8 protein-coding genes, 1 tRNA gene and 1 pseudogene (1 of these 10 running past the window's edge) are annotated in these 12,680 nt (G+C 64.3%); 1 reads left to right on the top strand and 9 read right to left on the bottom strand.

The window, feature by feature from the left end:
• The 9 genes and pseudogenes from prfA to argS form a co-directional block, all read right to left on the bottom strand.
• A pseudogene (gene prfA / locus ACFE99_RS05300) lies at positions 1 to 1,028 on the bottom strand (peptide chain release factor 1) (it extends 121 nt beyond the left edge of the window).
• A 96-nt stretch (positions 1,029 to 1,124) separates the two neighbouring features.
• Positions 1,125 to 1,367, bottom strand: a complete 243-nt coding sequence (gene rpmE, locus ACFE99_RS05295) for a 50S ribosomal protein L31 (protein WP_375483096.1) — start codon at positions 1,365 to 1,367, stop codon at positions 1,125 to 1,127.
• A gap of 176 nt (positions 1,368 to 1,543) precedes the next feature.
• On the bottom strand, positions 1,544 to 3,157 hold the full coding sequence (fadD1, locus tag ACFE99_RS05290; RefSeq protein ID WP_375483093.1) for a fatty-acid--CoA ligase FadD1: 1,614 nt from the start codon (positions 3,155 to 3,157) through the stop codon (positions 1,544 to 1,546).
• 59 nt (positions 3,158 to 3,216) lie between these two features.
• Complete coding sequence (rho, locus tag ACFE99_RS05285; RefSeq protein ID WP_375483090.1) at positions 3,217 to 5,040, bottom strand: transcription termination factor Rho; 1,824 nt, start codon at positions 5,038 to 5,040, stop codon at positions 3,217 to 3,219.
• A 270-nt stretch (positions 5,041 to 5,310) separates the two neighbouring features.
• Positions 5,311 to 6,255 (bottom strand): homoserine kinase, encoded by a 945-nt coding sequence (gene thrB, locus ACFE99_RS05280; RefSeq protein ID WP_375483132.1) that lies wholly within the window; start codon positions 6,253 to 6,255, stop codon positions 5,311 to 5,313.
• 103 nt (positions 6,256 to 6,358) lie between these two features.
• Positions 6,359 to 7,444, bottom strand: coding sequence for a threonine synthase (gene thrC / locus ACFE99_RS05275; RefSeq protein WP_375483088.1), 1,086 nt, complete (start codon positions 7,442 to 7,444; stop codon positions 6,359 to 6,361).
• Entirely contained in the window at positions 7,441 to 8,766 is a 1,326-nt protein-coding gene (locus ACFE99_RS05270; RefSeq protein ID WP_375483086.1) for a homoserine dehydrogenase, read from the bottom strand. The genes thrC and ACFE99_RS05270 overlap by 4 nt, the downstream gene beginning before the upstream one ends.
• A 3-nt stretch (positions 8,767 to 8,769) precedes the next feature.
• On the bottom strand, positions 8,770 to 10,149 hold the full coding sequence (gene lysA / locus ACFE99_RS05265) for a diaminopimelate decarboxylase (RefSeq protein ID WP_375483130.1): 1,380 nt from the start codon (positions 10,147 to 10,149) through the stop codon (positions 8,770 to 8,772).
• Between the two features lie 35 nt (positions 10,150 to 10,184).
• Complete coding sequence (argS, locus tag ACFE99_RS05260; protein ID WP_375483084.1) at positions 10,185 to 11,837, bottom strand: arginine--tRNA ligase; 1,653 nt, start codon at positions 11,835 to 11,837, stop codon at positions 10,185 to 10,187.
• Positions 11,838 to 11,948: 111 nt separating this feature from the next.
• On the opposite strand from argS, the gene ACFE99_RS05255 reads away from it, so the two are divergent.
• Positions 11,949 to 12,021: transfer RNA gene (locus ACFE99_RS05255), tRNA-Arg, on the top strand.
• Positions 12,022 to 12,680 lie beyond the last annotated feature (659 nt).

Here is a 12,680-nt window from a genome sequence, read left to right as displayed (position 1 = left end):
TCGAGGTCCCCGTCGAGCACCTGATCGAGGTTGTAGGCCTTGTAGCCGATGCGATGGTCGGTGATCCGGTTCTCCGGAAAGTTATAGGTGCGGATGCGTTCGCTGCGGTCGACCGTGCGGATCTGGCTGGCCCGGTCCGCCGATGCGTCTGCCAGCGCCTGCTCCTCCATCATTGCCTGCAGCCGCGCCGCCAGCACCTGCAGGGCGCGGGTTTTGTTCTGCAGCTGGGAACGCTCGTTTTGACATGTCACGACGATCCCGGTGGGCAGATGAGTGACCCGCACCGCCGAATCGGTGGTGTTGACGCCCTGGCCGCCCTTTCCGGAGGACCGGTAGACGTCGATGCGCAGATCCGACTCGTCGATCTGCACCTCACCGATTTCCTCGGGCTCGGGATAGACCAGCACGCCAGCCGCCGAGGTGTGCACCCTGCCCTGCGATTCGGTTACCGGGACGCGCTGCACCCGGTGCACCCCGCCCTCGAACTTCAGTCGCGACCACACCCCGTCGAGCGAGTCGCCATCACTTGCACCTTTACGAGAAATAGCCAACGTCGCGTCTTTGTAGCCGCCCAGGTCCGAGGTGGTTTCGTCCAGGACCGTCACCGTCCAGCCGTGCCGCTCGGCGTACCGGATGTACATCCGGGCCAGGTCGGCGGCAAACAACGCCGATTCCTCCCCCCCTTCACCGGACTTGACTTCCAGCACGATGTCGTCGGGATCGTGCGGATCACGAGGTGCCAGCATGTCGGTGACTTGGGCATCCAGTTCGGCCACCCGCGCTTCCAGTTCGGCGACCTCAGCGGCGAAGGACTCGTCGGAGATCGCCAGTTCCCGAGCGGTCTCCAGATCGCCGCGCGCCGACTCCAATTTGCGGTAGGCGGTGATGATCGGGGCCAGCTGCGCGAACCGGCGCCCTACTTTGCGGGCTGCCATCGGATTGCCGTGCAATTCTGGATCGGCCAACTGACGCTCAAGCTCAGCGTGCTCGGCGAGCAGCGCGTCGATCGCCTGCACGCTCTGCGTCATGCTGAGTCCTTCCTGAAAGGCGGCCGACTGCCCTGAACATGAAACGACGCCCGGCCTGCGCGGAGTTCCGCGACAGTTCGGGCGTCGATAAGCCGGCTACTTGTCGGTCTTGGCTTTTTCGTCGGCGCCGGTCTTGCGCTTGCCATATCGCTTTTCGAAGCGAGCCACACGCCCACCGCTGTCCAGGATCTTCTGCTTGCCGGTGTAGAAGGGGTGGCACTGCGAGCACACCTCCACCACGATGCGACCGCTTTCCTTGGTGCTGCGGGTCTGGAATGTGTTGCCGCAGCCGCAGACCACTGTGGTCTCGACGTATTGCGGGTGAATGCCGGATTTCATGATGTCCTCTTCGATCGTGGCCGCCGGGTCGCCTGTACGTGATCGGACCGTCGTCAGACGCGAACCGGAACTCTGAGGTGTCTTGGGATCTTCGGCGGTCGATTATGCCAGTTCAACCACCATTGCCCCAAACACTGCGATGAGCCCGGGCATTCCCGACTGCAAGGCGACGACGACTAACCGTGGCTGACCTCATAGAGTCGATCGGCCTGGCGATCCACAACAGCGTAGGCGTTGCTGCGTCCCACCCGCGTCCACAGCGCACCGCCCGCGGGTCTGGCGCCCAGTGCGGTCAACTGGCGCTTGAGGATCTTGTTGGTCGCCGTGGTCGGTAACCGGTCGGTGACCCACACATGCCGCGGCCACGCCTTGGGCGACAAATCGGGCTGGGCCGCCAGAAACTCGCCGAACTCCTCGGGGGTCAGTTCTGTGTTGTCTGGCAAGACAATTGCGGCCATCACCTGATCGCCGACTTGCTCGTCGGGCACGGCATACACCGCGACGTGGTTGATCGCCGGCAGCCGCTGCAAGATCCGTTCGATGGGCGCGGTGGTCATGTTTTCGCCGTCGACCCGCAACCATTCCCCGCTGCGGCCCGCGAAGTAGATCCAGCCGTCTTCGTCCCGGTAGGCCAAGTCGCCCGACCAGAACATGCCGTCCCGAAGTCGGGCGCCGGTGGCCTCGGGATCGTTGTAGTAGCCGGCAAACAGGCCGGCGCCAGTCGTATTGACCAGTTCACCGATCGCTTCCTCGGGGTTAGCCAGCGCGCCCTCGTCGTCGAATACAGCCGGGGGGCATTCGACGCCAGTCTCCGGGTTGTAGATAGCAACACCGGGAAATCCGCGGCCCAAAGAGCCTGGGGGACAGCCATCTTCGCGGGTGATGATGATCGCGCCCTCAGTCGACCCGAACCCGTCCCACACCGTGCAGTCGAAGCGGCGGCTGAACTCGGCGATATCGCGGTCGCTGGCTTCGTTGCCGAAGGCCACGCGCAGCGGGTTGTCGCGGTCGTCGGGCCGCTCGGGGGTGGCCAGCACATACGCCAGCGGCTTGCCCACGTAATTCATGAACGTCACGCCGTAGCGGCGCAGATCAGCAAGTAACCGGGATGCGGAGAATTTGGCCGGTACCATCGCCGCCCCGGAGCCCACCGCCACACTCCATCCGGCCAGCAGCGCGTTGGAATGAAACAGCGGCATCGACAGGTAGCAGACGTCGGATGCGGTGATTTCGAACCGCTCGATCAGCGCAGAGCCGGCGAAAAGCACGGTCATGTGGGTCACCTGCACCGCTTTGGGCTCACCGCTCGTTCCGGAGGTGGAGATCATCATGAAGGTGTCGGTCGGCGCGACCTCGCGATAAGGCGTCAGTGCGCCGGCCGAAGCCAACAAAGCCGACCACTCGGGGCTCGACGTGTCGAACACTCGTACCCCGGGCAACTCCAGACCGTCGAGCAGGCCGTGGTGCTCGGCGTCAGTGAGCAGGATCTGGCAGTCGGCGCGCACGACGTCGTTTGCCAGCGCAGCTCCGCGGCGGGTGTCGTTGATTCCGCACAGCACATAGCCACCCAGCGCCGCCGCCGCCATCGCGGTAAGCATCTCGGGGGTGTTGCCCAGCAGCGCGCCGACATGCAGCGGACGCTGACGATCGGCGAGGCCGATGAGAGCGGCCGCTTCGGTGGAGGCATCCGCCAAATGTTCGCGCCAGCTCCACACCCGGTCGCCGTAGTTGACCGCCGGGGCCTCGTGGTTGATCCGCTCGCGAAGCAGTTGCTGGATGGTGTCGGCCACGGCTCAACACTTTAAGCGGGACCGGTGTGACCGCAGTCACGCCGGTCGGCCTCCGGCTCTTAGTCGTTGTCTAGGGAACCCGGCGTCGTCTTGGACACCTGCACCAGGAACTCGTAGTTGGTCTTCGTCTTACGCAGCTGCGACATCAGCACGTCGATAGCTTGATGCGAGTCCAGGCCCGAGAGCAATCGGCGCAGCTTGTGCACGATGGCGAACTCGTCGGGCGACAGCAACAGCTCGTCTTTGCGGGTGCCGGACGGGTTCACGTCGACAGCCGGGAAAACTCGCCGTTCAGCGATCTTGCGGTCGAGCTTGAGCTCGGCGTTGCCGGTACCCTTGAACTCCTCGAAGATCACGGTGTCGCCCTGTGACCCGGTCTCGACCATCGCGGTCGCGATCACCGTCAGCGAGCCGCCTTCCTCGATGTTGCGGGCTGCGCCCAGGAACCGCTTCGGTGGGTATAGCGCCGTGGAATCGACACCGCCGGAAAGGATGCGGCCCGACGCCGGCGAGGCGTTGTTGTAGGCGCGCCCCAGTCGGGTGATCGAGTCGAGCAACACCACGACGTCTTGTCCTTGCTCGACGAGCCGCTTGGCCCGCTCGATCGCCAGTTCAGCGACGGTGGTGTGGTCTGACGGCGGGCGGTCGAATGTCGAGGCAATCACCTCGCCCTTAACCGAGCGCTGCATATCGGTGACCTCTTCCGGTCGTTCGTCGACCAGCACGACCATCAGATGGCACTCGGGATTGTTCTTGGTAATCGCGTTGGCGATGTCCTTGAGGATGGTTGTCTTACCGGCCTTAGGCGGCGAAACGATGAGCGCGCGCTGGCCCTTACCGATCGGCATGATCAGGTCGATGACTCGGGTTGTCAGCTTGTCGCTGCTGGTCTCAAGACGCAGCCGCTGGTTCGGGTACAGCGGCGTTAGTTTGCCGAAGTCTGGGCGCTTCTTGGCGTCCTCGACCGGCCCGCCGTTGACGCTGTCCAGGCGCACCAGCGGATTGAACTTCTGACGCTGGTTGGGCTGCTCGCCCTCCCGGGGCACCCGGACGGCACCGGTCACGGCGTCGCCACGGCGCAAGCCGTTCTTGCGCACCATGTTCATCGACACATAGACGTCGTGAGGACCGGCCAGGTATCCGGAGGTCCGCACGAACGCGTAATTGTCGAGAACGTCAAGGATGCCGGCCACCGGTTGGACGACGTCGTCTTCGCGAAGTTCGGCTTCGGTACCGTCACCTGTGCGTTCTCCCCGACGCCTGCGGTCGCGGAATCGGCGTCCGCGGCGGCCTTGCCGACCCTCCCCGTCGTCGTCGCTGCGACTTTGCTGCCCGTCCGGGCCCTGCTGGTCGCTTTCTTCGCCAGGTTTCTCCGTCTGCTCCACTTTGGTGTCCTGTTGGCCGGTATCGGCTTGCGCCTCCCCCTTGCCACCTTGCGTGTCCGCCGCGGTCACAGTTGCGGTGGGTGATCCGGCCTCTCGCCCGGCGGTACGTCGCTCTCGCCGCGACGCCTCCGCAGTGGTCGACTCGCGCGGCGCTTCGGCTTGGGTGCCCACGGCGTCGGGCGTGCTGTCATCGCCGCTCTCCGGTGCGTGGCCGCCGTTGGATGGCCTGCCGTTAGCCTGGCCGTGAATTTCTCGAATCGCGGCAATCAATTCGTTTTTGCGCATGCCCGACGTTCCCTTGACGCCGGCTCGATTGGCCAGCGCGCGCAACTCGGGCAGCACCATCGTGGACAGCGAGCCGTCTGACAAGGCGGCGTCTACCGCCGACGGCGCCGCAGTGCCAGCAGCGGTGGGCGCAGAAGTATCTGAGGTCACGGAACTCGACAGCTTGTCGTCGTTGGTGCTGTCGCCCGCCGTGATGAGGTCCGTATCAGTCACGGATTTCCTTTCTTCCCCCGCCGATTGCGTCAAGCGAGGGGTTCGTTGCACTCAGTCAAACCACCGAGTGCGTCCAACCATCAACTCGGCAACGGTGATCGCCTGGGTTGGCGGCATAAATGGCGAACCATCGTCCACGAGAAGAATTTGGTGGTTGTCCTAGTGGCAAGACAGTATCGATGCAGATGCAGATGCTGCGATTGCTGGACGGCTCCGAGGATAGCCCGGTTCGGGGCCGGAAGCAAGAAACCCCTCCTCCGACGGTGTGGATTAACCGGGGACGGCGACTCCAGAACTCCAGCGAACCCCGTCACCAGCAGCCATCTCATTAACGGTGAACCCGTTTGCGGCGCCATACTCCAGCGCCTCTGCGGGCAACTCCGGTTCTGTGGTCAACGCGATCACGGCTGGCCCGGCACCGGAAAGTACCGCTGCGATGCCGTAACGCCGCAGCAGCCTGAGGTATTCCGCCGAGGCCGGCATGGCGGCTGCTCTTTGCGGCTGATGCAGCACATCCTCGCTAGCTGGCATCAACAGGTCTGGCCGTTCGGTGAGCGCCACAACCAGTAACGCGACACGGCTCACGTTGAAGCGGGCGTCGTAGTGGCTGACGTGGCTGGGCAGCATGACCCGGGCCTCGGCTGTCGACGAGCGCTCTTCGGGGATTGCCGGAAACAGGCGGATATCGGGATGTAGGCGCAGCGGTACGGCGAGGTAACCGGGCGGATCGCAGCTGTTGTCGATCCATGACACCACTGCACCCCCCATGACCGCCGCCGCGGCGTTGTCCGGGTGGCCTTCGAATTCCGACGCCAGTTGGATCAGCTGGGTTTCAGTGAGCGGCGTCGAATCTACTTGTGCAGCAAGGCCGTTGACCACCGCCAGGCCGCCGACCACCGCTGAGGCCGACGAGCCAAGTCCGCGAGAGTGCGGGATGGCGTTGCGGCAGCGGACCGTTAAGCCGGGAACATCCATGCCCGCGGCGAGCAGCCCACATTGGATAGCCCGAACCACCAAGTGACCAGAGTCCAGCGGAAGCTGACCGGCGCCTTCGCCTTCGACTTCCACGATCAAGCCGGAACCGGTTGTCTCGACGAGGATCTCGTCATACAACCCCAGCGCAAGTCCGATGCTGTCGAATCCGGGACCCAGATTCGCACTCGACGCCGCGACGACGGCGCTGGCCATTAGCCCGGCGGGCAGCATCCGAGTCACAGCCACGCCCTGTGGCGACCCGCCGCACCCGGCTCCGCCGCGCTTGCGATCACACCCAACCAGTGACGACCCGCTGCGCCCGGCTCCGCCGCGCTTGCAATCGTCACGAGCCCAGTCCCAGCTTTTCGACGACGGCGACGGGATCGACCGGCACCGGGGAGACGGCGGGCACATCCTTCAGCGCGGTGTCGGGGTCTTTGAGGCCGTTGCCGGTCACGGTGCACACCACGCTCGATCCGGCCGCCACCCAGCCGTCGTGGACAGCCTTGAGCAGACCGGCGATGCTGGCCGCGGATGCGGGCTCGACAAAAACGCCTTCGGTGGCCGCCACCAGGTGATATGCCGCGAGGATTTCCTCATCCGTGGCGGCGAGGAAGCGCCCGTTGGACTGCTGCTGCGCCTCGACGGCTGATGCCCACGACGCGGGTGAGCCGATGCGTATCGCGGTGGCGATCGTTTCAGGCTTACGCACCGGTGCCCCGGTTACCAGCGGTGCCGCCCCGGCGGCTTGGGTGCCCAACATGCGCGGCAGCTTGTCGATGACTCCGTCGGCGTGATATTCGGTGTAACCCTTCCAATAGGCGGTGATGTTGCCGGCGTTTCCCACCGGCAGGGCGTGCACATCCGGTGCGGCGCCCAGGGCATCGACGATTTCGAATGCCGCGGTTTTCTGGCCTTGGATTCGCAGCGGGTTGACGGAGTTCACCAACGAGATCGTCGGAAAGTCGGTTGCCATCTTGCGTGCCAGTTCCAGGCAGTCATCGAAGTTCCCGTCGATCTGGATGATCTTGGCGCCGTGTATAACAGCCTGCGCCAGCTTGCCCATCGCGATCTTGCCCTGTGGCACCAGCACAGCGCAGGTAATGCCGGCACGGGCGGCGTACGCCGCCGCCGACGCCGACGTGTTGCCGGTCGACGCGCACAGCACCGCCTGCTGGCCACGAGCCACTGCATCCGTGACGGCCATGGTCATGCCGCGATCTTTGAAAGAACCGGTGGGATTAAGCCCTTCGACTTTGAGGTGCACCGTGCAGCCGGTCTGTTCGGAGAGCTTGGCGGCGTAGATGAGCGGGGTGCCGCCCTCGAGCAGCGTCACCGGAGTCCAATCGTCGCCGACCGGCAGCCGGTCGCGGTAGGCGGCGATAACACCCGGCCATGGTTGGCGGGTCGCTGCCCGCGTTGCGGTCATTCGCTGTTTCCTTCCAGTCGCAGCACGCTCGCCACACGGTGGACCACATCCAGGTCTTCGAGCGCGGCAACCGTTTCGGAGAGGGCGGCGTCGGTGGCTCGGTGGGTGATCACCACAATGCGAGCTGCCACCCGTTGGCCGCCCTCGTCGGCCACACCTTCCTGGCGCATCTCAGCGATGCTCACATCGCGCTTCGCGAATTCCGCTGCGAGCAAGGACAACACACCGGGCTCATCGGCAACATACATGTTGACGTAATAGCGGGTTGAGACCATGCCGATCGGTAAGACCGGCAGCTTCGCGTACCTGGACTCCCGCGGCCCGCGGCTACGCATCACCCTGTTGCGGGCAGCCATCACCAAATCACCGGTCACCGCTGATGCAGTCGGCGCCCCGCCGGCACCCTGGCCGTAGAACATCAGCCGCCCCGCCGCCTTCGCCTCCACCACCACGGCGTTGAAGGCGCCGTTGACGGCCGCAAGCGGATGCGTCAACGGCACCAGCGCCGGATAGACGCGGGCCGAGACCCGTTGCCGTTCCTCGTCGTCTATGACGCGCTCGCAGATCGACAGCAATTTGATCGTGCAGCCGAGAGCCCTTGCCGATGCGAAGTCGGCCGGAGTGACCTTCGTGATGCCTTCTCGATAGACGTCATCGGCGGTCACCCTGGTGTGAAAGGCGATGGACGCCAAAATTGCTGCCTTGGCTGCTGCGTCGTAGCCCTCGACGTCGGCGGTGGGATCGGCTTCGGCGTAGCCCAGCGCGCTCGCATCGGCCAGCGCTGCCTCGTAATCAGCGCCCGTGCTGGCCATCTCGGAAAGGATGTAGTTGGTTGTGCCGTTGACGATGCCGGCCACCCTTAGCACCGTGTCGCCGGCCAGCGACTGGGTCAGCGGACGGATAACCGGGATAGCACCAGCGACCGCGGCTTCGAAATATAGGTCGACGTTGGCGTTTTCGGCGGCTTGTGCCAATTCTCCGGTGGAGATCGACAGCAGGGCTTTGTTCGCGGTGACAACGGACTTGCCGTTTTCCAGTGCTGACAGGATCGCCTTGCGGGCCGGTTCTACCGGGCCCATGAGTTCGACGACGATGTCGACGTCGTCGCGGGAAACCAGTTCTTCGACGTTGTCGGTGAGCAGTTCGACGGGCACACCGCGGTCGGCGGCGACTCGCCGGACACCGATGCCGCGGAGCGCCAACGGAGCGCCGATTCGGGCCGCGAGGTCCTCGGCGCTGTCTTCGATGATGCGGACAACTTGGCTGCCGACGTTGCCCAAGCCGAGCACGGCTACGCCGACGGATTTTTCCTCACCGAACACCGCTCACCTCACTTCCAAGCTCAGTAGGTCGTCTATTGTCTCCCGCCGCAGGATCAGCCGGCTTTGCCCATCGCGGACCGCGACTACTGCTGGCCGCCCAATCATGTTGTAACGGCTCGACAGCGCATAGCAGTATGCGCCGGTGGCACCCACGCCCAGCAGGTCGCCCGGCTGTAGGTCTGCCGGTACCCATGCGTCGCGGACAACAATATCCCCGCTCTCACAATGCTTTCCGACGACACGTGCAGGTACCGCCGGCGCGTCAGTGCGCCTGGATACCAGGCGAACGTCATACTGCGCGCCGTAGAGCGCAGTACGGATGTTGTCGCTCATACCGCCGTCGACGCTGACATAGCGGCGCTGCGCCGTGGCGCTCACGTCGACGTCCTTGACGGTACCCACCTCATAGAGCGTGATGGTTCCAGGCCCGGCGATCGCCCGGCCCGGCTCGACCACCAGTCTCGGCGGAGGCAAACCGACTGCAGCAGACTCGTTGCGCACAACGGCGTCGAGCTTGGTCGCGAAATCCTGCATTGGGAGCGGATCATCTTGTGCGAGATACGAAATGCCCATACCTCCGCCGAGGTCGACCGTCGTGATGTCCGCGGTTATGTCGTTACCGAACTCGGCGACGACATCGTGGAGTAGGCCGATCACGCGCTGCGCCGCAAGCTCGAACCCGGCGACGTCCAGAATTTGCGAGCCAATGTGGCTGTGCAGGCCAACCAGTCGGAGGTTTTGGGTAGCCATCACCCGCCGAATCGCGGACATGGCGGCGCCGCTAGCCACCGACAATCCGAATTTCTGGTCTTCGTGTGCGGTCGAGATGAATTCGTGCGTGTGTGCTTCGACGCCAACGGTGAGCCGGACTAGGACGTCCTGGACGACGCCCGCGTCGGCGGCGATCGCGTCGAGTCGTTCGATCTCGGTCATTGAGTCCAGCACGACATGACCGACTCCGGCCTTCACCGCCGCAGCCAACTCAGCGACCGATTTGTTGTTGCCGTGAAAAGTGATCCGCTCAGCGGGAAAATGCGCGTGCAACGCGGCGGCGAGCTCGCCGCCGCTGCACACATCGAGACAGAGCCCTTCCTCGTTGATCCAGCGCGCGATCTCGCTGCACAGAAACGCTTTGGCCGCATAGTGCACGTTGTGACCGCCGCCGAAGGCCGTCACAATGTCGCGGCAGCGCGAGCGGAAGTCTTCTTCGTCGATGACGAACAGCGGCGTGCCGTACTCGTGAGCAAGATCGATCACGGAAACCCCAGCGATAGCCACCACGCCATCGTTACCACGAAGAGCATTGCGAGGCCAGACATTTGGCGCCAAGCGCAGAAGCTCTTCGGGGGTCTGCGGCCGCGGCGGGCTACCGCTGAGATAGATGTCTTCCGCGTACCGGGGGCCAGGTGGATGGGCGTTCACATCCGCTCCGGCGCGGTTACTCCGAGGATGCTCAACCCGTTGGCGATCACCTGGCGGGTGGCCTGGCACAGCGCCAGTCGAGCGGTGTGCAGCTGGTTGGGTTGCTCGTCGCCTTGCGGCAACACCCGGCACGAGTCGTAAAACCGGTGGTAGTCACCGGCGAGATCTTCCAGGTAACGGCAGACTCGATGTGGTTCACGAAGGGACGCAGCTGTTCTCAGCACCCGGGGAAATTCGCCGAGGGTACGGATCAGCGTGCCCTCCTTATCGTGAGTGAGCAGGTCAAGGTGTGCAGTTTCGGGAATCAGTCCCAGCTCAGCGGCGTTGCGGGCCAGCGCCGAAAGCCGAGCATGCGCGTACTGCACGTAATAGACCGGGTTTTCGTTGGAGGCAGACGACCACAGCGCCAGGTCGATGTCGATCGGGGTGTCGACCGACGAGCGGATCAAGCTGTAGCGTGCGGCGTCCACGCCGATCGCTTCGACAAGGTCGTCAAGCGTCAGCACGTTGCCGGCGCGCTTGCTCATCCGGACCGGCTGGCCGTCGCGGACCAGGTTGACCATTTGGCCGATAAGCACCTCGACGCTGGCCGGGTCATCGCCAAATGCGGCGGCCGCAGCCTTGAGCCGGGCGATGTAGCCGTGATGGTCGGCACCGAGCATATAGATGCACAAGTCGAAGCCGCGCTGCCGCTTATCTAAGTAATACGCGAGGTCACCGGCGATGTAGGCTGGCTGGCCATCGCTTTTGATGACGACTCGGTCCTTGTCGTCACCGAAAGCGCTGGAGCGCAACCACGTTGCGCCGTCCTTTTCGTAGATGTTGCCGTTTTGACGCAGCTGTTCGATCGCTTGATTCACCCGGCCGCTGGTGTGCATCGATTCTTCGTGCGTATAGACGTCGAAGTCGGTGCGAAAGTCGTGCAGCGACTGCTTGATGTGGGTGAACATCAAGTCAACTCCGATGCGCCGGAATGTTTCCCGCATTTCGGTATCGGGCAGCTTGAGGGCGCCGGGTGCCTGCTGAAGAACCTGTGCGGCGATGTCAGCGATGTAGGCGCCCGCGTAGCCGTCGGGCGGCGTGGGCTCGCCCTTGGCGGCGGCGATCAGCGAGCTGGTGAACCGGTCGATCTGCGCGCCGTGGTCGTTGAAGTAGTACTCGCGCACCACTTCAGCACCTTGGGATGACAGCAGCCGGCCGAGCGCGTCGCCGACCGCGGCCCACCGGGTGCCGCCGATGTGGATCGGCCCGGTTGGGTTGGCCGAGACGAATTCGAGATTGATCTTGCGGCCCGCGAGAGCATTGGAGTGCCCATAGTGCTCGCCGGCGTCGATGACGTTGTTGACGATGACGCCCTGCGCCGACGCTTCCAGGCGCATGTTGATAAAACCGGGTCCGGCCACCTCGGCCGAGGCGATCCCGTGGGCCTGGACCAGCGCCTCGGTGAGCCATCGGGCTAGCTCGCGCGGATTGACACCGACTTTTTTGCCCAGTTGCAGCGCTAGGTTGCTGGCGTAATCGCCGTGCTCGGGGTTGCGCGGCCGCTCAATGGTGATCGTCGCCGGCAACACGGACCCGTCCAGACCGCGCTCGCTCAGCACCGCGGCGGCGGTGGTACTGAGCAGCTCGGCCAGGTCGGCGGGGGTCACGAAGGTCCATCCTATGGTCTGGGGTGGTCACGACCCGAATCCGTCGGCGACCGGCGGCCGCCGGGATGCGCTAGTCTGACGGAGCCCGATGGCGCAGCATTTCGCGCATGCGCCCCCGTAGCTCAGGGGATAGAGCGTCTGCCTCCGGAGCAGAAGGCCGCAGGTTCGAATCCTGCCGGGGGCACGCTGTGAGCAGCGTATACGTGACTCCGTGCAACGATCGTGCAACTTAAACGCCCTTGTACCGGCAACCGAAAGATGGCCCACCACGTCGGCCAGGGTCCAGCGGACAGCAGACGCGACAAGCTCCCAGAACTAGGAGCCAACCCGAGACGAACGCAATTGAGGCGCCCGCGTCCAGTTTTACTTCGGTTTAGCGGCTGGTGGCTGAAAATCGCTTGCCGCAGTTGGCGCAATCCCACCGCTGTCCCCCCGCCTTCTGGTGCGGTCGATGGGGTAGGTGCCAAGGCCACGGCATCGAGGACGTGTCGGCGAGATGCTTCCACAAACTCAAATTACTCCGGTGAGATAGACGAGATCGACGCTCCCGCTCCCAAACCCGACTCATACTCCGCCATAGCGGCTGCACCCTCGTTCGCCAGCCTCGTGCTGACCTCGGTCGAAACGATCATTGAATACGCCTGGGCTAGCTGGAGCAATCTCAGGTCACTTGCCTTTCGCGCTTGGTCTCGTATCGCTGTGAGTAGTGCTTCGGCGGCTTGATCGGCTAGATCTTTGAGGTCAGCCATGTTCCCTCTTTTCGGGCTCCTTGCCGCACGAGCGCGGCAAGGTCGACGCTACTCGCGTCCGGCGTGAGGCCGCCTTGTCCGATTTCGCCGACGG

Source organism: uncultured Mycobacterium sp., from assembly GCF_964249325.1.
GTDB lineage: Bacteria > Actinomycetota > Actinomycetes > Mycobacteriales > Mycobacteriaceae > Mycobacterium.
This window is presented reverse-complemented; position numbering and strand designations above follow the sequence as displayed.

Bases quoted from the DNA above. Each gene is read 5' to 3' on its own strand.
- rpmE (WP_375483096.1), bottom strand. From the start codon at position 1,367: ATGAAATCCGGCATTCACCCGCAATACGTCGAGACCACAGTGGTCTGC.
- thrC (WP_375483088.1), bottom strand. From the start codon at position 7,444: ATGACCGCAACGCGGGCAGCGACCCGCCAACCATGGCCGGGTGTTATC.